The organism is Roseburia sp. AF20-18LB, from assembly GCF_003461185.1.
In the GTDB taxonomy this organism is placed as follows: domain Bacteria; phylum Bacillota; class Clostridia; order Lachnospirales; family Lachnospiraceae; genus Roseburia_C; species Roseburia_C amylophila.
This window is the reverse complement of record NZ_QTWP01000001.1, coordinates 435,883-458,353: the sequence shown is the minus strand read 5'-3', so window position 1 is coordinate 458,353 and position 22,471 is coordinate 435,883. Positions and strand designations below refer to the sequence as shown.

Annotated in this window: 27 protein-coding genes and 1 pseudogene; 22 read left to right on the top strand and 6 right to left on the bottom strand. The window is 39.0% G+C overall.

Annotation, left to right across the window (positions count from 1 at the left end):
- Positions 1 to 42: 42 nt before the first annotated feature.
- The 3 genes from DWX65_RS02235 to DWX65_RS02225 all read left to right on the top strand — a co-directional run bounded on the left by DWX65_RS02235 (position 43) and on the right by DWX65_RS02225 (position 3,196).
- Positions 43 to 837 carry a hypothetical protein gene (locus tag DWX65_RS02235; protein WP_022243136.1) on the top strand — a complete coding sequence of 265 codons (795 nt, stop codon included), beginning with the start codon at positions 43 to 45 and terminating at the stop codon, positions 835 to 837.
- Positions 838 to 861: 24 nt separating this feature from the next.
- Entirely contained in the window at positions 862 to 2,514 is a 1,653-nt protein-coding gene (locus DWX65_RS02230) for a putative manganese-dependent inorganic diphosphatase (RefSeq protein WP_117840900.1), read from the top strand.
- 82 nt (positions 2,515 to 2,596) lie between these two features.
- Complete coding sequence (locus DWX65_RS02225) at positions 2,597 to 3,196, top strand: flavin reductase family protein (RefSeq protein WP_117699012.1); 600 nt, start codon at positions 2,597 to 2,599, stop codon at positions 3,194 to 3,196.
- A 116-nt stretch (positions 3,197 to 3,312) separates the two neighbouring features.
- Here the strand turns inward: DWX65_RS02225 and DWX65_RS02220 are convergent, their stop codons facing one another.
- The 3 genes from DWX65_RS02220 to DWX65_RS02210 are packed head-to-tail and all read right to left on the bottom strand — an operon-like array spanning position 3,313 to position 5,928.
- The gene (locus tag DWX65_RS02220; protein WP_022243133.1) at positions 3,313 to 3,828 is read right to left on the bottom strand and encodes a DUF4364 family protein; all 516 of its coding nucleotides are present in this window, start codon (positions 3,826 to 3,828) and stop codon (positions 3,313 to 3,315) included.
- A 4-nt stretch (positions 3,829 to 3,832) separates the two neighbouring features.
- Complete coding sequence (locus DWX65_RS02215; RefSeq protein WP_118172692.1) at positions 3,833 to 4,777, bottom strand: TIGR01212 family radical SAM protein; 945 nt, start codon at positions 4,775 to 4,777, stop codon at positions 3,833 to 3,835.
- Positions 4,777 to 5,928, bottom strand: a complete 1,152-nt coding sequence (locus tag DWX65_RS02210) for an NAD(P)-dependent malic enzyme (protein ID WP_022243131.1) — start codon at positions 5,926 to 5,928, stop codon at positions 4,777 to 4,779. Before DWX65_RS02210 ends, DWX65_RS02215 begins: the two co-directional genes overlap by 1 nt.
- A 208-nt stretch (positions 5,929 to 6,136) precedes the next feature.
- Between DWX65_RS02210 and rho the strand changes: the two genes are divergently transcribed.
- The 5 genes from rho (at position 6,137) to prfA (ending at position 10,855) form a co-directional block, all read left to right on the top strand.
- A complete protein-coding gene (gene rho, locus DWX65_RS02205; protein ID WP_118172691.1) occupies positions 6,137 to 7,600 on the top strand; it encodes a transcription termination factor Rho in 1,464 nt (487 codons plus the stop codon).
- 129 nt (positions 7,601 to 7,729) lie between these two features.
- Positions 7,730 to 7,930 carry a 50S ribosomal protein L31 gene (gene rpmE / locus DWX65_RS02200; RefSeq protein WP_022243129.1) on the top strand — a complete coding sequence of 67 codons (201 nt, stop codon included), beginning with the start codon at positions 7,730 to 7,732 and terminating at the stop codon, positions 7,928 to 7,930.
- Positions 7,931 to 8,010: 80 nt separating this feature from the next.
- Positions 8,011 to 8,931 carry a DUF1385 domain-containing protein gene (locus tag DWX65_RS02195; protein ID WP_118172690.1) on the top strand — a complete coding sequence of 307 codons (921 nt, stop codon included), beginning with the start codon at positions 8,011 to 8,013 and terminating at the stop codon, positions 8,929 to 8,931.
- A gap of 18 nt (positions 8,932 to 8,949) precedes the next feature.
- The gene (gene prmC / locus DWX65_RS02190) at positions 8,950 to 9,780 is read left to right on the top strand and encodes a peptide chain release factor N(5)-glutamine methyltransferase (protein WP_118172689.1); all 831 of its coding nucleotides are present in this window, start codon (positions 8,950 to 8,952) and stop codon (positions 9,778 to 9,780) included.
- Between the two features lies 1 nt (position 9,781).
- On the top strand, positions 9,782 to 10,855 hold the full coding sequence (gene prfA, locus DWX65_RS02185; RefSeq protein WP_022243126.1) for a peptide chain release factor 1: 1,074 nt from the start codon (positions 9,782 to 9,784) through the stop codon (positions 10,853 to 10,855).
- A 477-nt stretch (positions 10,856 to 11,332) separates the two neighbouring features.
- On the opposite strand, the gene DWX65_RS02180 is transcribed toward prfA, so the two are convergent.
- From DWX65_RS02180 to DWX65_RS02170, 3 genes are all read right to left on the bottom strand, one after another.
- Complete coding sequence (locus tag DWX65_RS02180; RefSeq protein ID WP_117840906.1) at positions 11,333 to 11,776, bottom strand: GNAT family N-acetyltransferase; 444 nt, start codon at positions 11,774 to 11,776, stop codon at positions 11,333 to 11,335.
- A gap of 60 nt (positions 11,777 to 11,836) precedes the next feature.
- Positions 11,837 to 12,337, bottom strand: coding sequence for a helix-turn-helix domain-containing protein (locus DWX65_RS02175; protein ID WP_197420879.1), 501 nt, complete (start codon positions 12,335 to 12,337; stop codon positions 11,837 to 11,839).
- A 140-nt stretch (positions 12,338 to 12,477) separates the two neighbouring features.
- Entirely contained in the window at positions 12,478 to 13,059 is a 582-nt protein-coding gene (locus DWX65_RS02170) for a methyltransferase family protein (protein WP_117840908.1), read from the bottom strand.
- 300 nt (positions 13,060 to 13,359) lie between these two features.
- On the opposite strand from DWX65_RS02170, the gene DWX65_RS02165 reads away from it, so the two are divergent.
- From DWX65_RS02165 to DWX65_RS02095, 14 genes and pseudogenes are all read left to right on the top strand, one after another.
- Positions 13,360 to 13,620 (top strand): type II toxin-antitoxin system Phd/YefM family antitoxin, encoded by a 261-nt coding sequence (locus DWX65_RS02165; protein WP_117699361.1) that lies wholly within the window; start codon positions 13,360 to 13,362, stop codon positions 13,618 to 13,620.
- Positions 13,610 to 13,921 (top strand): type II toxin-antitoxin system RelE/ParE family toxin, encoded by a 312-nt coding sequence (locus tag DWX65_RS02160; RefSeq protein ID WP_117699360.1) that lies wholly within the window; start codon positions 13,610 to 13,612, stop codon positions 13,919 to 13,921. Before DWX65_RS02165 ends, DWX65_RS02160 begins: the two co-directional genes overlap by 11 nt.
- 448 nt (positions 13,922 to 14,369) lie before the next feature.
- Positions 14,370 to 14,642: a hypothetical protein gene (locus DWX65_RS02155; RefSeq protein WP_242986327.1), complete on the top strand. Its 273-nt coding sequence runs from the start codon at positions 14,370 to 14,372 to the stop codon at positions 14,640 to 14,642.
- 105 nt (positions 14,643 to 14,747) lie between these two features.
- A pseudogene (locus DWX65_RS02150) lies at positions 14,748 to 15,635 on the top strand (type IV secretory system conjugative DNA transfer family protein); the annotation flags it as partial.
- Positions 15,636 to 16,087: 452 nt separating this feature from the next.
- A complete protein-coding gene (locus DWX65_RS02140; protein ID WP_242997783.1) occupies positions 16,088 to 16,666 on the top strand; it encodes a hypothetical protein in 579 nt (192 codons plus the stop codon).
- Positions 16,667 to 16,670: 4 nt separating this feature from the next.
- The gene (locus tag DWX65_RS02135) at positions 16,671 to 16,919 is read left to right on the top strand and encodes a hypothetical protein (protein ID WP_117840915.1); all 249 of its coding nucleotides are present in this window, start codon (positions 16,671 to 16,673) and stop codon (positions 16,917 to 16,919) included.
- Positions 16,906 to 17,127: a hypothetical protein gene (locus DWX65_RS02130; protein ID WP_242986320.1), complete on the top strand. Its 222-nt coding sequence runs from the start codon at positions 16,906 to 16,908 to the stop codon at positions 17,125 to 17,127. Before DWX65_RS02135 ends, DWX65_RS02130 begins: the two co-directional genes overlap by 14 nt.
- Positions 17,128 to 17,314: 187 nt before the next feature.
- Positions 17,315 to 17,692, top strand: a complete 378-nt coding sequence (locus DWX65_RS02125; RefSeq protein ID WP_117699319.1) for a transcriptional regulator — start codon at positions 17,315 to 17,317, stop codon at positions 17,690 to 17,692.
- A 266-nt stretch (positions 17,693 to 17,958) separates the two neighbouring features.
- On the top strand, positions 17,959 to 18,195 hold the full coding sequence (locus DWX65_RS02120) for a hypothetical protein (RefSeq protein ID WP_117699318.1): 237 nt from the start codon (positions 17,959 to 17,961) through the stop codon (positions 18,193 to 18,195).
- A 267-nt stretch (positions 18,196 to 18,462) separates the two neighbouring features.
- Entirely contained in the window at positions 18,463 to 19,362 is a 900-nt protein-coding gene (locus DWX65_RS02115) for a hypothetical protein (protein ID WP_147339117.1), read from the top strand.
- Positions 19,363 to 19,460: 98 nt separating this feature from the next.
- The gene (locus DWX65_RS02110; RefSeq protein WP_118087359.1) at positions 19,461 to 20,003 is read left to right on the top strand and encodes a DUF3877 family protein; all 543 of its coding nucleotides are present in this window, start codon (positions 19,461 to 19,463) and stop codon (positions 20,001 to 20,003) included.
- A 36-nt stretch (positions 20,004 to 20,039) separates the two neighbouring features.
- A complete protein-coding gene (locus tag DWX65_RS02105) occupies positions 20,040 to 20,717 on the top strand; it encodes a DUF6198 family protein (protein ID WP_255415045.1) in 678 nt (225 codons plus the stop codon).
- 105 nt (positions 20,718 to 20,822) lie between these two features.
- Positions 20,823 to 21,416 carry a ribonuclease H1 domain-containing protein gene (locus tag DWX65_RS02100; protein WP_118172688.1) on the top strand — a complete coding sequence of 198 codons (594 nt, stop codon included), beginning with the start codon at positions 20,823 to 20,825 and terminating at the stop codon, positions 21,414 to 21,416.
- Positions 21,417 to 21,459: 43 nt separating this feature from the next.
- The gene (locus tag DWX65_RS02095) at positions 21,460 to 22,470 is read left to right on the top strand and encodes a LacI family DNA-binding transcriptional regulator (RefSeq protein WP_118172687.1); all 1,011 of its coding nucleotides are present in this window, start codon (positions 21,460 to 21,462) and stop codon (positions 22,468 to 22,470) included.
- Position 22,471: the final 1 nt, after the last annotated feature.

Here is a 22,471-nt window from a genome sequence, read left to right as displayed (position 1 = left end):
CAGTAATAGGAATGGAAGAGATTCCGCAGGAGGAAGACGGTAGTGAAAAGCTTTTTTGATGTGCTGAAAACGATGTTTTACCGTAAAAATGCGAAGAGTTATGGGACGCCGGACCGGAGCAGAAAAGAGCCGGTGACACAACAGAAGGTACAGATAAGAAATACGGAGACCAGAAAGGCAGCCCCTTCGTTAAAAGAAAACGAACAGCATAACAGGTCAGAGAGGACAAACAGTAAGGTGGATAAAGGAATGGATAAGGAAGATTTCTTATTAAAGCAGATTGATGAATTCCGTGAGAAAGCAAAACAGCTTCAGGCTTTGCTTGTTACAAAAGAAGACAAAGTGCAGGAATTACAGAATATCGTAGATGAAAGAGAAGAAAAAGCAAAAGAACTGCAGCATGTTTTAAATGCACGTAAATCAGAAGCAGATGTTCTTCTTACCGGAGTACACGGTCAGATGGAAGAAATGATTAACCGTGTAGAAGAAAAATTGAATGCACTGTCTGAAAAGATTGCAGCAGACGTAAGTGATTCCACCGGAAGAACCGCAGAACAGACTGCACAGATGCAGGCATCTTTACAGGAAATTTCCCAGCAGTTAGACAGCATGAAACTGGAACTGGCTGAGAAAATACATACCGAAGATGTAAAGTGCTACCGCAATATGCAGGACTTAATCAAAGAGCTTACCGTTAAGTTAGAGGAAAATGATACTTTAGAGAAGAGCTTGAATACCGTAAAAGGTTATGCAAAATGCTTAACCTGGTTTTCTGTTATCAATTTTGTAGTATTGGTGGCATTTATTCTTTATTCTCTTGGAGTATTTAATTTTTAAGCAGTAGTTAAAACGAGGAATTATATGACACAGGGAAAGAGAAAGACATGGGTAATTGGACATAAGAATCCGGACACAGATTCTATTTGTGCGGCGATTGCCTATGCAGATTTAAAAAATCAAACAGAGGACGGTATTTTTATACCGAAAAGAGCAGGACATATGAACGAAGAGACGAAGTATGTCCTAAAATTTTTTGATGTACCGGAACCGGAACTGGTAACAGATGTCGGTGCACAGATTAAGGATATTGAATATCGAAGAACGGAGGGTGTCAGCAGTCACATTTCCATTAAACGGGCATGGGAGCTGATGAAGAATTTAGATGTCGTGTCATTGCCGATTACTGACAATGAGAACAATCTGCAGGGAATGGTTGTTACCAGTGATATTGCAAAATCCTATATGGATGTATTGGACAACCGGATTCTTGCAACTGCCCGGACGCAGTATAAGAATATTGTTGAAACTTTAAATGGAACTCTTGTAACAGGAAATGAGCATGGTTACTTCATAAAAGGTAAGGTTGTTGTTGCGGCTACCACACCGGATATGATGGAGCAGTATATAGAAGATGACGATATGGTTATCTTAGGAGACCGTTATGAATCACAGTTCTGTGCATTGGAAATGAATGCAAGCTGTGTAATTGTCTGTTCCGGAGCGAAGATTACAAAGACCATTGTGCAGCTTGCAGAAGAGAAAGACTGTATGCTTATCAGCACACCATATGACACATTTACCGTGGCACGTTTGATTAATCAGAGTATGCCGATTAAATATATTATGAAAAAGGAGCATCTGATTACATTTGAATTAGAGGATTATGTGGATGATGTGAAAGAGACTATGTCTAAAGTGCGTCATCGTGATTTTCCGGTACTGGATGAGAATGGAAAATATGTCGGTATGTTTTCCAGACGAAATCTTTTGAATTTACAGAAAAAACAGGTGATCCTTGTTGATCATAATGAAAAATCCCAGGCAGTAGATGGAATCGAAGATGCAGAAATCTTAGAAATTATTGACCATCACCGACTGGGCAGCCTTGAGACGATTGCTCCGGTATTTTTCCGGAACCAGCCATTGGGCTGTACTTCAACGATTATTTATCAGATGTATCAGGAAAAGGGAGCAATCATTGATAAAAAGACAGCCGGAATTCTTTTGGCAGCAATTATTTCAGATACCTTGATGTTCCGTTCACCGACCTGTACACAGATGGACCGGGCAGCAGCAGAAGCACTGGCGAAGATTGCAGAAGTAGATATTGAAGAGCTGGCCAAGAAGATGTTTGAAGCCGGCAGTGATTTTAAGAAAAAGACAACAGAAGAACTGTTTTATCAGGATTTTAAAACCTTCCATACCGATGAATTTGATTTTGGTGTAGCACAGCTTAGTGCCATGAGTGACGTGCAGCTTGGCATGGCGAAGAAGAAGCTGCAGCCATATCTGGAAATTGCATTGGGAGAGCAGAAACTGGATGCCGTATTTGTGATGCTGACGGACATTCTGGATGAGAATTCGGAAGTAATCTATGCCGGAGCACAGGCAGGCAGCCTTTTAAAGGAGTGCTTTGGAGAGCCGGATGAATCAGGCAGCTTTTACTTAAAGGGAGTAGTATCCCGTAAGAAACAGATGATTCCGACATTAATGGCAGGATTGCAGCAAGCGTAAATGCTTACGGCAGGATGACAGCAGGTTTAAATGCCCATATCAGAGACAGAAATAAGATAACAACTTATACAGGAGAATTGAAATGGCGAAAGAAACATGGAAGCCGGGTAATATGTTATATCCGGTTCCAGCAGTGATGGTAAGCTGCCAGAGACCGACAGAAAAACCGAATATTATTACGGTAGCGTGGGCAGGGACGGTATGTACGAATCCGCCAATGCTTTCCATATCTGTCCGTCCGGAACGATATTCCCATGGAATAATCGCGGAAACCGGCGAATTTGTTGTAAATCTTGTGACGAAGGATCTGGTCTGTGCCACGGATTATTGTGGCGTAAAATCCGGCCGTGACGTTGACAAGTTTGATGCCATGCATCTGACACCACTGAACCTTCCGCAGGTATCGGCACCGGGAATTGCAGAAAGTCCGGTAAACATTGCCTGCAAGGTAAGCCAGATATTACATCTTGGAAGCCATGATATGTTTCTGGCAGATGTAGTAGGCGTTACCGTTGATGATTCCTATATGAATGAAAAAGGTAAATTCGAACTGAATCAGAGCGGGCTGGTGACTTATTCCCATGGAGAATATTTTCTGCTGGGTAAGAAGCTTGGAAGCTTTGGTTACAGCGTAAAGAAGCAGAAGCCTTCAAAGAATGGCAGAAAGAAGAAAGCGAAGTAAAAGAGCAAAATAAAAAAGAATAAAATAAAAAGGACAAAATAACTGAAAATATAAGAAATTATAGAAAGCGGAACAGAGAGAAAAATCTTCTCGTTGTTCCGCTTTTTGAATAACGTTTATTTTAAAAGTAAATCCATCAGACAGGCAAATACATCATCTGCCTGATTCTGCCAGTTGGTGCAGATGGCTTCCGCCTGTTCCTTTGTCTGGACAGTTAAAGTAAAATCAAGGCGGGTACGGCCTTTTTCCCGGAGCTGGCATCGCACACCGTATTCCTGTTCCGGTGTTTTGTAATAATCGGATAGATATGCATTTTCTGTTTTAATGGCAAGCTTATTTGCCTGAAAATAAGCAGCAATATCTTCTTCAATAGAAGGGGATATTTTGTCATGGAAAAAATGCAGTGTTTCTTTTCCGGCAGGAGTAATAATATACCGTGTACTGTTGTGGGTATTTTCCGTACGGACAAGCCCGGAATCCATCAGGTCATGAATGACCTGCTGAATCGTAAAGTAGTCGGTATATTCCCTGTCTAAAAAGAAATCTGAAATCTGCGCATTGGACAATGGAAAATCAATATGTTCAAGCATATGCAGAATAATTAATTTATATAAAGTAGCTGGTTCAGCCATAAAATCACCTCTTAGTTGCTAAGCGTCCCTGATAAGTATTCCGGTCTTTTAAGCGGCGGTGAATCTGATTTAAAACAGTCCGTTTTCCGGTGCTCCACATCGGCGCAATCAGTAAATCCTTCGGACCATCGCCGGTAATCCGGTGAATCACCATTTCCGGCGGCAGAAGCTCCAGACAGTCAATAATCATTTCACAGTATTCATCCATGGAAAATACCGGAAAATGCGTCTTTTCGTAATAAGCGGCTAAATCGGTGCCGGATAATACATGAAGTAGCTGCAGTTTGATTCCCCAGACCGGGAGATTTGCAATTGCCTGAACGGATGCAGACATCATTTCTCTTGTTTCGTGGGGCAGTCCTAAAATCAGATGAACAATCACCTTGATAGAGAGGGCGTGAAGGGCGAAGAGACTCTTTTGAAAAGTCTCATAAGTAAAGCCGCTTCGTGTAAACACTCTGGTGTCATCATGGATTGTCTGTAAACCAAGTTCCACCCAGACGGTTTTCTTTTCATTGATTTCGGCAAGCAGTGAAAGAATCTCAGGCTGCAGACAGTCAGGTCTTGTGGCAATGGAAATAATAACCACATCCGGGTCATTTACTGCCTGCATATAAAGATCCCGCAGGTGTTCCACAGAACCATAAGTATTCGTGAATGCCTGAAAATATGCAATGAATTTGTTGCAGTTTCTTTTTGCTCTCAGAATCCTTTTTTCAGTTTCTAACTGCTCTGTGATAGAAAGTGTGGGAGAGGCGGCAAAATCTCCGGAACCACCGGCAGAGCAGAAAATACAGCCTCTGGTATCTAAGCGTCCGTCACGGTTGGGACAACTGAGTCCGGCATTTAATGCAATCCGGTATACCTTTTCGTGATAGGTATTTTTTAAATAGTAGTCCAGAGAGTGGTAGCGCTTCTCCCCCCACAGTGAAATCGTGTCGTTTTTCATTAGCGGATGTGTGATTTGACTGCCTGGCTTACCACTTCGGCAACACGCGGGTCAAATGCTTCCGGCATAATAAAGTCTTCATTTAATTCTTCATCAGATACTAACCCTGCAATTGCTTTTGCAGCAGCAAGCTTCATTTCTTCTGTAATCTGGGAAGCGTGTCCTTCTAAAGCACCTTTGAAGATTCCCGGAAAAGCAACGACGTTGTTTACCTGATTCGGGAAATCACTTCTTCCGGTTCCGACCACTTTAGCACCTGCAGCTTTGGCAAGGTCTGGCATGATTTCCGGAGTAGGATTTGCCATGGCAAAAAGAATGGCATCTTTATTCATGGATGCAACCATTTCCTGAGTCACGATATTCGGTGCGGAAACACCAACGAAGATATCAGCACCCTTTAATGCATCGGCAAGGGTACCCGATTCATTGGAAAGGTTGGTAACTTCGGTCATTTTCTTCTGCATCCAGTTTAAGTCAGGATAATCTTTGCCGATGATTCCCATGCGGTCACACATAATAACATTTTTAAAGCCGTAAGTCAGTAACAGTTTGGTGATGGCAACACCGGCAGAACCGGCACCATTTACAACAACGCGGCAGTTTTCTTTTTCTTTTCCGGTTACTTTTAATGCGTTGATGATTCCGGCAAGAACAACAATAGCAGTACCATGCTGGTCGTCATGGAAGACTGGAATATCAAGCATTTCCTTTAAACGCTCTTCAATTTCAAAACAACGTGGAGCGGAAATATCCTCTAAGTTGATGCCGCCGAATCCCGGAGCAATATTTTTAACAGTTTTTATAATTTCTTCGGTATCCTGTGTGTCAAGGCAGATTGGAACAGCGTTGACATTTCCGAATTCTTTAAACAGTACACATTTTCCTTCCATAACCGGCATGGCTGCGTACGGTCCGATGTTTCCAAGACCAAGAACAGCACTTCCGTCTGATACAACGGCAACGGTGTTGGCTTTCATGGTATAAGTATAAGCTTCTTCTTTATTTTCTGCGATGATACGGCAAGGTGCCGCAACACCAGGTGTGTATGCGATAGATAAATCTTCCCGGGTCTTTACCGGTGTCTTGGAGATGGTTTCTAATTTTCCATTCCATTTTTTATGCATTTCAATTGCTTTTTCGTTGGTATCCATAGTTCGTCTCCTTTTCTTAGCCATTGATTACTTCCGTCTAGTATCATATCATTAAAAAATTTTTAAAGCAAGAAAAAGGACTTCCTATTTGAAAGAAACTGTTGTATAATACGAAAAGACGAATCTTACGTTCCAATTATTTTTATTTCAAAAAGAAATCCCAATTATTTAGCAGATAATCAAATAAGCAAGAGGTAAGGAGAATAGAATGAGAGAGAAGTATGAAAGTCTTTCTGCAGCAGTGTTGCGTGAACTGGCGAAAGCAAGGGGAATGAAAGGAATTTCTACCTTAAAGAAAGCTGAATTAGTAGAAGCTATGCTGGCGGAAGATGAAAAGGAAGCAAAGAAAGAAGCAGAAGGTACAACAGAAACTACGGAGCAGGTAGCAGAAACCAGAACCTATCGCGCAGAACGTCCGCACCGGGAAAATGCAGCGAGGGGACATGAGGGCGAGATGCGTCGAAGCACAGTAAGACATACACCGGATGAGCATATTTCGGAAAAAGATGAAACGGAGCGTGTGGCAGAAGAAAACAAGGACTTAGACAGTGGTGTGAAGGCACATGGAATTCTTGAAGTTATGCCGGATGGATTCGGATTTATCCGTTGTGAAAATTATCTGCCGGGAGAGCATGATGTCTATGTTTCTCCGTCCCAGATTCGTAAGTTCAATCTGAAAACCGGAGATATTGTGACCGGAAATACCAGAATTAAGACACAGGCTGAGAAATTCTCTGCATTATTATACATTACTTCCATTAATGACCTGCATCCGTCGGAGGCTGTAAAGCGGAAGAATTTTGAAGATTTAACTCCGATTTTCCCGGATGAGAGAATCCGGCTTGAGACAAGCCATAGTGCAATGGCAATGCGAATTGTAGATTTAGTATCTCCGATTGGTAAGGGACAGCGTGGAATGATTGTTTCCCCACCAAAAGCAGGTAAGACTACATTATTAAAAGGTGTGGCACAGGCAGTAAAGCAGAATAACCCGGAGATGCATCTGATTATCTTATTAATTGATGAGCGGCCGGAGGAAGTTACCGATATTAAGGAAGCAATTGAAGGACCGAATGTAGAAGTTATTTATTCTACCTTTGACGAATTGCCGGAGCATCATAAGAGAGTATCCGAGATGGTAATTGAGAGAGCAAAACGTCTGGTAGAACATAAGAAGGATGTTATGATTCTCTTAGACAGTATTACAAGACTTGCAAGAGCATATAACCTTACAGTTCCGCCAAGTGGAAGAACCTTATCCGGTGGTCTTGATCCGGCAGCCCTCCATATGCCGAAGCGTTTCTTTGGTGCAGCCCGTAATATGCGTGAGGGCGGAAGCCTTACGATTCTTGCAACAGCACTGGTAGATACCGGAAGTAAGATGGATGATGTTGTTTACGAGGAATTTAAGGGAACCGGTAACATGGAACTGGTGCTTGACCGTAAGTTATCTGAGAAACGTGTATTCCCTGCAATTGACATTGTAAAATCCGGTACAAGAAGAGAAGACCTCTTACTGACACAGGAAGAGCAGGAGGCCGTATTTATTATGCGTAAGGCAATTAATGGCATGCGTACCGATGAAGCGGTTGAGAGCATCTTGAATATGTTTGTCCGGACGAAAAACAACCGGGAATATATCCAGACTGTAAAAAAGACAAAATTTGTTTAAAAACACTTGCATAACAGCTTTTCCTATGCTACAATGAATAAGCTGTTTATTCGGAAACTAAACAGTATCGCACTTAAATTAGACAAATGTCGTAATTGCGAAGCAATTCATATATGAGAGGTGAGAGACATGAGAGAAGGAATCCATCCAGATTATTATCAGGCAACAGTTACATGTAACTGTGGTAACACATTCGTAACTGGTTCAACCAAAGAGGATATTCACGTTGAAATTTGTTCCAAATGCCATCCATTCTATACTGGACAGCAGAAAGCTAACCAGGCTCGTGGACGTATTGAGCAGTTCAATAAGAAATACGGCATGAAATAGAAATTGCACAATGTGACTGAAAGATAAGGTTGAGGTTTCTAATCTCAACCTTTTTTTAGAAACAGGAAGAGAGGTCACACATGAAATATTCGGGAATCGGTGGACAGGCAGTTTTAGAAGGCGTAATGATGAAAAATAAGGAAAAGTACGCCGTGGCAGTCCGGAAGCCGGATGGAGAGATTACCGTTGATACCAAAGAGTATTATGGACTGATTAAAAACAAGACATTGCGGAACATTCCAATTTTACGCGGAGTGTTAAGTTTTGTGGAGTCTTTGACACTTGGAATATCAACGCTTACATATTCCGCATCTTTCTTTGAAGAGGATGAGGAAGATACCAAAGCAAAAAAGAAAGAATTATCAAAAGAGGCAGCAGCAAAAAAAGAAAAAGCAGAAATGGGTATTACTGTTGCATTTTCCTTTGTACTTGCCATTGGAATCTTTATGATTCTGCCATATTATCTTTCTTTGATTTTTCAGAAATTTATTACATCCCATGTGGCACTGGCGCTGATTGAAGGTATCATCCGAATGATGATTTTTTTGGCATATATTGCTTCAATTTCCTTAATGAAGGATATCCAGCGTGTATTCATGTATCATGGAGCAGAGCACAAATGCATTAACTGCATTGAACATGGAATGGAACTGAATGTAGAAAACGTGAGAAAGAGTTCCAGACTGCATAAGCGGTGTGGTACAAGTTTTCTCCTGTTTGTAATGATTATCAGTATTATTTTCTTTGCATTTATTGATGTAAAGAGCCGGGTTTTAAAGGTAGTGCTTCGTTTGCTGCTGATACCGGTGATTGCTGGTGTGTCATATGAGTTTATCCGGCTTGCCGGAAAAAGTGATAATCCGGTAGTGAATTTCTTAAGTAAACCGGGATTATGGCTGCAGAGGCTTACAACAAGAGAACCGGATGATTCTATGATTGAGGTTGGTATTGCTTCCGTGGAAGCAGTATTTGACTGGAAAAAATATTTGAGCGAAATGTAAAAGAAAAGGGCGTAATATATGACTTATAGAGAGGCAGTGGAATTTGGTACAAAGTGTCTTACAGATGCAGGAGTGCCGGATGCCGCACTGGATGCATGGTATCTTTTACAGATGGTATGCAGGATTGAACGCAGTTACTACTACGTTCACGGGGAAGAAGATATTACACAGGATGCTCAGAAAGAATATGAGATTGCAGTACAGAAACGAGCTGAACATATTCCGTTACAATATATTATTGGAGAACAGGAATTTATGGGGCTTCGATTCAAAGTAAATTCCAATGTTCTGATACCGCGGCAGGATACCGAGACTTTAGTGGAGCAGGTATTGAAGATTGTAAAGCCGGGGATGAAAGTATTAGACCTTTGTACAGGGTCTGGTTGTGTATTAATCAGTGTGTTGAAAAATGCACCGGAACTTACCGGTGTTGGAAGTGATATTTCGAAAACTGCATTGCTGGTAGCGAAAGAAAATGCAAAGATGCATGAAGTGGATGCGGACTGGATACGCAGTGATTTATTTGATAATATTACCGAGACTTTTGATGTAATCATGGCGAATCCGCCTTATATACCGACAGGAGAGATTCTGTCACTGATGCCGGAGGTGCGGGATTTTGAGCCGGAAAACGCATTGGATGGCGGAGCGGATGGTCTTGATTTTTATCGGAAGATTGCCGGACAGGTAAAGGATTATTTGAATCCTGGCGGATATGTTTACATGGAAATTGGTTATGACCAGGGAGAAGCAGTCTCTGAGCTGATGCGTAACTCTGGATTTACAGAAGTTGAAGTAATCAAAGACCTTGCACAAAATGACCGTGTGGTAAAAGGGAAAGGAAATTAAAATGTTTGATCGTTTAGAGGATTTATTGATTCGTTATGAAGAGTTGATGAGTGAGTTAAGTGAACCGGATGTGGCAAATAATCCGGAACGTTTTCGTAAGCTGATGAAGGAGCAGAGTGATCTGACACCTATCGTGGAAGCTTATAAAGAATATAAACAGTGCAAGCAGAATATTGAAGATTCTCTTGCAATGCTGGACGAAGAGACAGATGAAGAGATGAAAGAACTTGCCAAAGAGGAATTAAATGATTCCAAGGCAAGAGTAGAAGAATTAGAGCAGAAACTGAAAATTCTTCTTCTTCCAAAGGATCCGAATGATGATAAGAATGTCATTGTGGAAATCCGTGCCGGTGCCGGCGGAGATGAGGCAGCTTTGTTTGCAGCTGAGATTTACCGTATGTATGTCCATTATGCAGAGAGCAGACGCTGGAAAGTTGAGACGATGGAATGCGAAGAAATCGGAATCGGTGGAATGAAGAGTGTTACTTTCATGATTACTGGACAGGGCGCTTACTCTGTTATGAAATATGAATCTGGTGTACATCGTGTACAGCGTGTACCTGAGACAGAGTCCGGCGGACGTATCCATACGTCTACCATTACAGTAGCAGTAATGCCGGAGGCAGAAGAAGTTGATGTCCAGATTGATGAAAAGGATATCCGAATCGACGTTATGCGTGCATCCGGAAACGGTGGACAGTGTGTCAATACTACAGACTCTGCGGTTCGTCTGACTCATTATCCAACCGGAATTGTAATCTACAGCCAGACAGAGAAATCACAGCTTCAGAATAAAGAGAAAGCATTTGCCCTTTTGCGTGCTAAATTATACGACATAGAATGCCAGAAGGCGCATGATGCAGAAGCAGAAGCCAGAAGAAGCCAGATTGGTACTGGTGACCGTTCGGAGAAGATTCGTACTTATAACTTCCCACAGGGACGTGTAACCGACCACAGAATCAATCTTACCCTTTATAAACTGGATAAAATCATGAATGGTGACATCCAGGAAATCTTAGATGCTCTGATTGCAGCAGACCAGGCAGCAAAATTGGCGAAGATGAATGAGAATTAATATGAATTAGTAAGAATCAAGAAAAGCGGTCTTTTGGTTAGGTCAAAGGATTGCTTTTTTCTTGCTTTACAGGAAATTGCTTTCCTGTAACGTAAAAAACGCTTCGCGAGGATGCGCACTGCGGCGTATAAGGTAGATGTCGCAAGCGACCGCCGCAGGTGCGAGAATGTGCCAAGGTACATTCTTTGTTGTGGGTATTAGGATACTTTGGAGAGTCAAGTATTAGAGTCTATAAGAAAAACAAGAATGGAAGAGTAAATAGAAATCTCCCTTTTTACAAAAGTGTGTCTGATGCATACTAACTCATAATTATACGAAACACCACTCTTTTATTCATTTTTCTATTCACTTCTTACTAATGGGTATTCATTTTTACTTTAAGTTGTCGTGCAATTTATTAGAATGGAATTTTTGAAAGAGCCAGCATCTTGAATGGGCTGACTCTTTCAATGTCACCTGTAATTGACAAACTGGAAGTTATAAACATCTTTGCAAATATACCATATCTATTAACTGTACACCACACTCATAAATTGGGTGGTCATAATTGTCCGTAAAGAAATTCGGAATATTGTGAGATCGGACAAATCCGCATTTTTCATAAAACGGTACGGTCAACGGGCTGTCACCTGTTCCAACCTGCAAAATAGAATATTCATCTGAATATTTACTTACAAGGAAGTCAATCAATGCTTTCCCATAGCCCTGTCCTTGATTCTGAGGATCAACTGCAATATTTTTAATTTCAAGTATTCCATTATCTTCATCAGTAACGACACATTCAGCTTTTACATTACCATCTTCAAGTACATACATAGTACCTTTTTCAAGATAGTGATCAATCATATTTTCCTGCTCATCAGCTAATAACAATAATGCTATAAATTGCTTTTTATTCTCATTCACTTCTCGGATTTTCATATCTATTACTCCGTCAAACTAGAATTTTACGGTCTATCAGACTTTTTATTTACAGTTGTACTATCGTTTCATTTTTCGTCTTGCCTTAATCTTTCCTAAAAGTCCAGAAAGATACATTGCAAGGACTATTAACATACCACAATCTAACCCAAGACCTGCACTTGCTACTCTTTCATAGACACTTCCAGGTGTATCTAGTCCTGTAAATTCAATAATCACAAACGCAATCATTCCTATTATTGCAATAACCGTAAGTACAAATAACTTTCCTTTAATTTTTTGATTAATTGTCTCTGTATAATCAGATAATTTCAATACTGTTTCTTTTATTTCTTCATTCATATTCTCGCTTTTCCTTTCTCCACCAATGATTTCAGGTATACTAACATCATAAAAATCAGCCAATTCAGCCAACAAACTAATATCAGGCATATTAGAACCTGTTTCCCATCTAGAAACCGTTCGGCCTGAAACTTTTATCTTTTCAGCAAGCTGTTCCTGTGTAATATTCTTTTCTTTCCTAAGTTCTTTTAAGAAACGTCCAATCTTTTTCTGATCCATACTGTTTCCTCCTTTCATTGACAGAGTAATATTATTCTACTAAACATAACACGACACAAAGCGAGAAAATGCCGTATTTACGCTATTGGACAAATCTGTCTAGTATTATTTATATTGGCTTTAGCCCCAGGAACTTCAAGTTATCTTTTTCTTCCTAAATATCGGCATACTTTTGATTTGTATTGCAGGTACTCATTTCCGAATGCTTCTATCAAAAAATCTTCCTCTACATTGACTATCTGCAAATGAAAAAATACCACTGCAAAACCTGTGGCAAAGCAAAGGAACCAATTAAAGAACGAAAACAATATTCCTATATACATTAAATCAAAACCCAAAAATGCAGGATTTCTGCTAATAGAATAGATGCCCGCTGTTACCAAAATGGTCCTTTCTTCTTTTTGCACACCTGCTCTCCAATTCTCCTTCATCTGTGTAACAGAAACAATAAAAGCAAGTACACCGAACATTGTTATTACAACTCCTGTAAATTGCAACACAATATGTGCTGTTCCCGAATAAAACACAATACTGATAATCTGTATTACAGGAAGCAAATATGTGATTATTTTAAGAGCCACTTCTATAAATTTGACAAATCCCTCTTTTCCTTTTCCTAATTGATCTGTCTTTATGCCTTGCTTTTTCTGACTAATCAGCTTTGCAAAATAGCAGATGTAGAACACTGCCATCAGTGAAATTGTAACAATTTTTATTATCATCGTGTACCTCCAAACTCCGATTTGTATAACAGTAGTCTAACACACGTTGTTAAAAAATACTACAGCCAAGCCAATGTCTGTAATTTGCCCTAAAATTTCATTTTATGGAATTTGGACTACTTGATTTTCTAATTGCATACGTAATTCGTGAAATGTATAATTATACTGTTGATACATCAGACACACAAATGTAAATAGGGACATAGAAATTAAAAATTAAAAATTTCACTTTACGTGATAATTAAATTGAAAAAAGACATAATTATGGTATAATTAGACCATGAATAGGAGGTGTACATTATGCCACAAATAATTCCAATTAAAGATTTGAAGAATACATCAGAGATATCTGATATGTGTCATAAAGCAGAGGAACCAATTTATATTACGAAAAATGGATATGGAGATATGGTAATTATGAGCATGGAGACTTATGAGTCAACCATGAGACAGATTGCTATGTACAGAGATATTGAAATATCTGAAAAGCAAATAGAGGAAGGACAGGTAAAGGATGCCAGAACTGCGCTTAGAGAAATGAGGGCGAAGTATGGCATATAAAATAAATGTTACTGAACATGCGAATGAACTGCTTGATAATCTTGTGTATCATTTAATTTATTGCTTAAGGAATGAACAGGCAGCAAAGCATCTGTTGGATAGTATAGATACTATCTGTGACAGGCTAGAGGTTAATCCATTTCAGTTCGCAGAGTGCAGAGATGCATATCTTGCTAAAAGAGGATATCGTGAGGCAGTTGTGTCACAGATGAATTATATTATCGTTTTTGATGTGAGAGCGGATGTTGTAAATGTAGTTGGTATTTTTCATCAGTTAGAGAATTATCAAAGTAAATTATAAAAAATGTGTTGTATTCATCCTACAAATTAAATTTAGTATAATAGAAATACTGCAAAGTAAAATTTAGTAATGGAAGATATTGCAACTAATAAAAATGACAGGTCTGTTAGTTCCGTATAAATAAAATTCAAGTCCCTATTTACATTTGTGTGTCTGATGTATCAACAGTATAATTATACATTTCACGAATTGCGTATGCAATTAGAAAATCAAGTATTCCAAATTCAAATACAATACCATAAGGCTTTCCAGATAATCTGGGAAGCCTTTTTATATTCATAGGGTGCATTTAAGGGTATGAATTTTGTTTATGCAAGGAGGTTCATGCCATGGCACTCACCAATGAAGAACTACAGTATTTGATCGTAATGGTCCATATCTTGCTACCAAGAAGATTGGAAAAAATAATCCCAAAACTGAACAGATTGAGCAGGATAATAAACTGCGGATGGACTGGAATCGGGAGGTTGACAGAGCAATCATAAGTGATGTTCCTATGGATGAGATTTTACAGAAAAAAAGGGAACATATCACAGAACCGATAAAAAGGTCGATTGAACTGTATGGAAACAAACCACAACGATTAGCATTGATACTTAATATGGCGATTACGGAACTTGTACTACTGATATCGAAGGTGCTTGAAGCAGCCAGAACTATTCGGAATAAGATACTGCATACAGATGTTGAAAATGATATAATCATAACTTCTTTGGATTGAAATTGTAATATTTAACATAGTGCAGAGGGGCTGTAAAAAAGTCCCATTGTTACGAACATAATGCCGTATCCGGCATAACCTTAAATGCGACAGCATTTGTATAAGTCACGCATCATCATTCAGAACTTTGCCCAGTTAAAGGCACTTTTCAAAGATACCTGGGAGACAATTCCCGGCAACTGCGATACTTTCATTTATCTTGGAGGCAATGAGCAGAGTACACACAAGTATGTCTCGGAGCTTTTGTGCAAAGGGACGATTGATAAGAAGTCAAGCGGGGAGACAAAGGGCAGACAGGGAAGCTCTTCAAGAAACTATGATGTATTAGGAAGAGAACTGTTTACACCCGATGAGGTCAGAAAGCTGGATAACAAAAAGTGTATTATCTTTATCCGTGGTTTTGTTCCTATCATGGACAATAAGTTCATACCATTCAATCATCCGATGTTTAACCAGACAGCAGATGGCAAGGGAGAGCCTTATGTTCATCAGATAATGGGAGCAGATAATCTTATCGGTCCACCATTTGAGATTCTGTCAGATAAGGCAGTTAAGTATTATGAAAAACTGAAGGATAAGGGCGAGAATGTGTATATAGATTCTCTTACCTATGAGCAGTTTATGATGCTTGGTGATGCGGAATTAAGCAGAAGATTCTCAATGCAGGATGAAGCAGAGCAGAAGGCAAAGATTGACAGGGAGCAAGCAAATGAGCTTGAGTATGTCGATGAATCGCAGAAGTCTGATGCTGCAGAAAGTGCCAATGCGTCTAATGGAAGTACTGGAGCTAAGCCTGTAAGGAATCCTGAGAGGGAAAAGCCTAAGTGGGAGGATACCATCACAAACAGAATGCTACACTGGTCATATACACCGGAGCAGAAGGAAGAGGTGAAGAAAGCACTTGCTGCAGGAGTTCCGAAGGCAACGATTCTTACTTACTTTTATGCGGAGGTAACTGTGGAGAAGATGAGTTCATATCGGAATAAGCATTAAATGATATCGCATAGGCACAGGAATTATGTTATACTGTGTCTATGTAAATGAAAATGATGTTAAATTCGTTGATATTTTAGGTAAGTAAAGCGTACAACTAAATTTAAAGAATAAGTAGAATGAACACATTAATTGTTGTATAACGTTTTTATGCAATTAAGGGTTACAATTTCGATAGGAGATATTTATGAAAAAAATTATTTTTACTGTTTTTTCAATACTAATTATATTGACTACTATATTTTTTATTGCTATTGGAACAGTTCGTGATTCACGATACTATATATTGATTTTAGTTTATATTATTGTGTACAAAATTATTTTGTCATTTACAAATAGAAGCAAAAAAAGTAAACAATATTTTTCAACATTAGAATTAAATTTTTTTGTATAATAATTATTATGGTTTTTATACAGAGAAATATATGAATAACTAAATGAATATATTATGCATGATGAGAGGTGAGAACAATTTGAAAGTTTACTATTTAGCGCTATCATTATTTTTAACGTTCTTCTTCGCACATCAGATAACGCATGTAATGTGCTTTGGCAGATATAGAGATAAAAAATGCAAAAAGAAAAAATTTTATTTTATCTATGGATTTTGGGTGGTATTTTTTGGAATATTGTGTACAATGATGGGTTCGGCATCAGGGGTGGATCATACATTTGATTATGGAATGAACTCCTTAGAATTGTATTTGGGCAAAAAAAATTATTTTGAGGGTAATGTTATTTATGCGGAAGATGACTATAAGCATAATGGTGATTTTATACTAGAGTATTATGTAAAAAATACAGAAGACATAGAAATAATATCAAAACAAATTGTGGAAGAAAATGTATTTATATTTAGAGATTACAATTTAAGTGATATAAATGTTGTATGGAAATCGGTTGATGATGAGCTTTATGTTTATGGAGGTGATGAACTTTATGCAACTATAGATGTGGAAAGAAAAGGCTTGCTAGTAAAATTAAGTTTTTATTGGAATCAAGAAAAACTGAATCAAAACATGGGAGGATAAAAGTATGGCAAAAACAAAGATTGTAAAATTTATGTGTTCAATTGTGCTTGCGGTCAGTCTGGTACTTTCTCAAAGTTATACCGCAATGGCTTCAGGTTCGTCCACAATAACTGAGCAACAGTTGGGAGTTCTATTTGATGGGATGGAAAGCATAGTAGTACAGTTGGAAGAGATGGGATTGACAGAAGAGGATATAAGTGATTTATTTGGTGTACTACCAAGAGAAGACTCTTTTTACCATGGAGAAGATTGATGAATTGCATCAGGAAATTGAACAGCTTAAAACAGAAATACCGCCAGAAGATAATTCTTCCAGTAAGTTTGAGACACAGTTAGAAAGTATCATCAATATGGAATCTTTTGACAGAGAGAAAATCCAGAAGGTAATCAAAAAAGTGATTATCAATGGAGAGGACAATATAGAGATTGTATGGAATACAGATGATCCATTTTTCAGGTAAGATGGATGTTTAAAGAGTGTGGAGTGCCGAGAAAATGTGGCACTCCTTTCTTATGCAGGCATAAATATTGCTTTCAATATACTGCAATAGCAGGTATAATGGAAAGTGATATTTGAGGGTACAAAAAAATTAAATTTTTTTTGGTCTAGGGTTGACACGAGCAGGTTTATCAGTTCCAGATTCGGATATGCTGATTACATTAGCAGATGAATTGGATACTTCTGTAAGTGTATTGCTTGGAGAAACTGTAATGGAGTCAATGACAGATGACCTAAAAGCAATCTCTGAAAAATTAGAGGTAATTAATTTACAGTTGGCAAAGAGAAACATGGTCAAAGTAAAAACGATCCGTTGGATATTTATCTCGCTATGTGCGTTTATAGTGCTTGTTTTTATTGCTCTTGCGATTATGAAAAGTTCTTATCTAGGGTGGGATTATAATAACCCGGAATTTGCAGTTGCAGGAACAATATTACATGGATTTGAATTTGTCTTTGTGAGATTAGCGCCATTTGCTTTCATTGCTTCTGTTATTGGAATCGTAATTACCTATAAGAAGCGATAAATTCAAGTTTGTCAATTACAGGAGACATTGAAAGAGCCAGTCCATTCAAGGTGCTGGCTTTTTCAAAATTCAAATTTAATAAATTGCACGACAACTTAGAGTAAAAAAGAATACCCATTAGTAAGAAATGAATAGAAAATGAATAAAAGTGTGGGAAAGCGAATAAAAATGAGTTAGTATGCATCAGACACACTTTTGTAAAAAGGGAGAAATTCAATTGGAAATACTATTTGAAGAAGTAGAATATATAGATGAGGTGAGCACATATGGAACAGGAAACACAGGAGCAAACTAATAAGTTTAATAATAAAATCTATTATATTCTTCCAGAGTTTTCAGGTAAGAATGTTCCTATTATAGAAGTTGCTAAACTAATGGGAAAAGACCAGCAGTTTATTCGGCAGGGAATAATAAGGGGGATTTTGCCGATTGGAGTTGCATTTAAGAAAACAATCCCAAATGGTAGTTATGAAGGGAAAGAATCATCTCAATACGATTTTTAAGTTAGCCCAAAATTATTATGGGAATATATTGGAATAATTTATAAAGAATAATATAAAAGTAATACAGGAGAGGTTATTGTGTGCCACCACCAAAAGTTAGGTTTCAAATCTAACGATTGGTGGCTGTTTTTTGCTAAATATAACTACAGAGTATATACCACAATTATCTTTCTATTAACTCCTTGCACTTCCCCTTCATCTACGGTATAATCGTAAAGTCCGTGTGCAACCAATCGCATGCGGGGATAAGAATGAATATATTGTGTTATGGATAGAGTGAAGGAGCAGGAAATGAAGAAGAAAATATGGGCGGCAGCTTTGATTTGCATTGTCGTATTAGGAATGCTGGATGGATGCGGACCAAAGGAGAAAGATACAGACAAGGAAGCAGCAGGAAATACAGAAACAGAAGCAGTGGAAGGGCTCCATGCCACAGAGACGGAGACAGAGGCACAGGGAAATCTTAAGGAAGATACCTGGTATGTTTCATCCGGTATGTATCAGCACAAAATGGAAACCGAAGAGAATACCGCTGTGATAAAAAATGTCAATGTATACAATATGGCAGGAACCATGGATGGTGAGACCTTTGTGCAGGCATCTGATTTTACCAATCATTTAAATCAGGCGGAGTATGAGATAAGCTGGAATCGTACTGAGGCAGACGAAGAAGGAAATACAGTTTATACGGTTACTTTATCTGCAAAGATTCCGTGGAATGGCATACAGACGGATGCAGAAGCTTATATCGAATATGAAGACATCAGCCTCGTGGATGCAACTACCGGAATGGTGCTGCCGCAGCATGTAGCTGCAACAGACAGTTCCATGGCTATGATGGCAGAAGTGGCTTGTGCCGGCACAACATATCAGGTGGCAGCCACAGAAGATACAGAGACAACGTTTGGTGACTGGTCGGTGGAAGACGGCAGCGAGTATCCGATGGTTACATATTATGAAATCAAAGAAACTTATACCGTAACGGCACCGGCAGAATATAAAGGACTGCTTTTTGTATTACAGACACAACGCAGTGCAGAAGAATATGAAAATGGAATCGTAAACGGTCTTGGAACAGATGAGGCACATACATTTGATGGAACAATTAATGATGGAAGTGTGGCGATTGAACTGGACCGAGATTATGATTATGTGAATGTGGATTAGAAGATAAATAGAATAGGTAAATCCAACAGATAATAAAAGAAAACGAAACAGAATCGTCGAAAGGTGGTTCTGTTTTTCCACGTCTAAAGGAGCATACAATGGATTATAGCAGATTAGAAAAAGGAATTATGGATTTCATACAGGAGGAGCAGGTAAAACTTGGATACCGGAAAGAAAAAATCCGGTTATATTATCCTTTGAGTTCATTAAAGCATTTTCTGGGAGAAGAAGTGAGCGGAAAATCAACGGAAGAATTGGAAAAAGCATTTTATGAAGCAGCAGGAATACGGCTTGGCAGAGTAGAAATTAGCAGAAACAAGGACCGCTTTTGCTTTGTAGTACCGGAAGAAGGCGCAGAATATGTGCGTGAGCATATGGAAGAAAATGCATTTATCAAAAAGCTGGTTACACTGCTGCAGAGCCATTCCTGTACAATAGAAGCAATTTACCGGCTGTTTTTGGAGACAGGTGAAAAGATTCATTTTGAAGAGATTGAGACAGAGGATTTTGACTATCTCATTTATTTTGAAAGCGGAGAGGATTCCTATTATTATTGCTTTAAGGACGAAGGCTGCCATATCATCTATCATCGCTTTATGCCGGAGGATTACCGGGATTTGTTTTCTGAAAGTGCAGAGTAAGAACTATTTTATGATAAAAGAAAAGAGGAAGAGAAGTTGCAAAAGAAAATAAACAGAGGAATCGTATATGTGGCAGGATTACTGTTACTTGCCATGGGAATTATATTAAATACCAAGACGGGACTTGGCGTATCTCCGATTATTTCGGTGGCATACAGTGTATCGGTAATCAGTGGAATGAATTTGGGCAATATGACGCTGATTTTATATAGCATTTTTGTATTGATAGAAATGATATTACATACCATCCGGCGCAAAAAAGGAGAATATGTAAAACGCCTGTTTTTGGATATTCTGCAGATACCACTTAGTATTGTATTTACCCGGTTTATGAACCTTTTTGCAAGATTCGTTCCTGAATATGCCAAAGACTGTGCAGGTACTTTCTGGGGCAGCGTTCCGGCACGTTTGATGCTTTTGATACTGGCAATCATATTGACAGGTGTAGGAGCCGCAATGTCTTTAAATATGCGTATCATACCAAATCCGGGAGATGGAATTGTACAGGCAATTGCAGACTTTACCGGAAAGTCGGTAGGGTTTACCAAAAACTGCTTTGATGTGTGTAACGTTACGATAACCTGTATCGCTGGACTTATTATAAAGGGAGAAATTATCGGGATTGGAGCCGGTACACTATTGTCAGTACTTGGAGTGGGAAGAGTAATTGCAGTATACAATCATTTCTTTGGAAAATATCGTTACGAATCCTAAGCTTGTCCTAGCCATTCGAAGGGAAAAATGGTAAAATAGAACTAATGATGTAAGTTAAGAAAAGAAGAAAATTCACAGAAATAAAAGATAGTAAGAGGAAGAAGAATGGCAGCAAAGTTTTATGCAGTCCGAAAAGGAAAGAAACCTGGTATTTATATGAGCTGGGATATATGTAAGCAGCAGACCGATGGTTTTCCGGGAGCAGAGTTTAAAAGCTTTCCGACGAAGGAAGCAGCAGAAGAATATATCGGTCAGAAGCAGCAGACAGTAGAAAAAGAGCCGGAAAATTATGCCTTTGTGGATGGCTCTTATAATATTGCAACTAAGGTATACGGATACGGCGGCTTTCTGATGGCAGATGGGAAAAGAGAAGTGCTGCAAGGCTCAGGCTCGGAAGAAGAAATGGCATCCATGCATAATGTGGCAGGAGAAGTATTAGGAAGTATGGCTGCCATTGAGAAGGCGGTGGAGCTTGGACTGGCAGAGCTTACGATATATTATGACTATATGGGCATTGAAATGTGGGCAACAGGAGCATGGAAACGGAATAAGAAAGGAACCATTGCCTATTATGACTATATTCAGAGCATAAAGGATAAAATTACGCTTCATTTTGTAAAAGTAAAAGGGCATTCAGGGGTAGAAGGAAATGAAGAAGCAGACCGGCTGGCAAAAGAGGCAGTCGGAATTGAAATATAGTATCTGCAGATGGGTGGATACGGGGATAAAAAGGAGGAAAGAAATGGTTTCATTAAAGGACGTGGCGAAGCGTTGCGGTGTCTCAACGGCAACAGTAAGTAAAGCGTTGAATGGACATAGTGATATAGGGGAGAAGACTAAGATACGGATTAAAGAAGCAGCACAGGAGATGGGATATTTTCCGAATGCGGCAGCAAGGGCATTAAAGACGAACCGTTCTTATAACTTAGGAGTACTTTTTAAAGAGGAGGCCGGAAGAGGGCTTACCCATGAATATTTCTCTGGCATCTTAAATGGATTTAAAGAAAAGGCGGAAGAATTAGGCTATGATATCACTTTTATTAATAATGAGCATGTGAATCATAAGATGTCATATCTTGAACACTGCAAATACCGGAACTTTGACGGAGTTGGAATTGTGTGTGCCAGGTTTGAGGAACCGGAGGTACAGGAACTTTTGCAGAGTAATATTCCGATTGTTACTGTAGATTATGTATATCACAACTGCACGGTTGTTTCTTCTAATAATGTAAAAGGGATGAATGAACTGGTACGCTATATTTATTCCAAGGGACACCGGAAAATTGCATACATTTATGGGGAAAAACATTCGGCTGTTACCAGAGATCGTCTGACCAGCTTTTTCCAGACAATGGAGAGCTTTAATCTGAATGTTCCGGATGACTACTTAAAGGAAGGAGAATATTTAGATACCAGGCTTGTGGCAAAGGCAACCAGGGAACTTTTAAATCTGCCTGACCCGCCGACCTGTATTCTCTACCCGGATGATACAGCATTAATTGGTGGGATTAATGTAATTGATGAAATGGGACTAAAAGTACCGGATGATATTTCTATTGCAGGTTTTGATGGAACAAAAGTATCCCAGATGATGAGTCCAAAGATTACGACTATACGGCAGAATACCAGAAAGATTGGGGAAGAGGCCGTAAAACGTCTGGTACAGAGAATCGAGCAGCCTAAGACAACGCTGGTGGAGCGTGTGATTATCAATGGAGAACTTTTGGTAGGAGAATCAGTAGGAGGAATCTGAT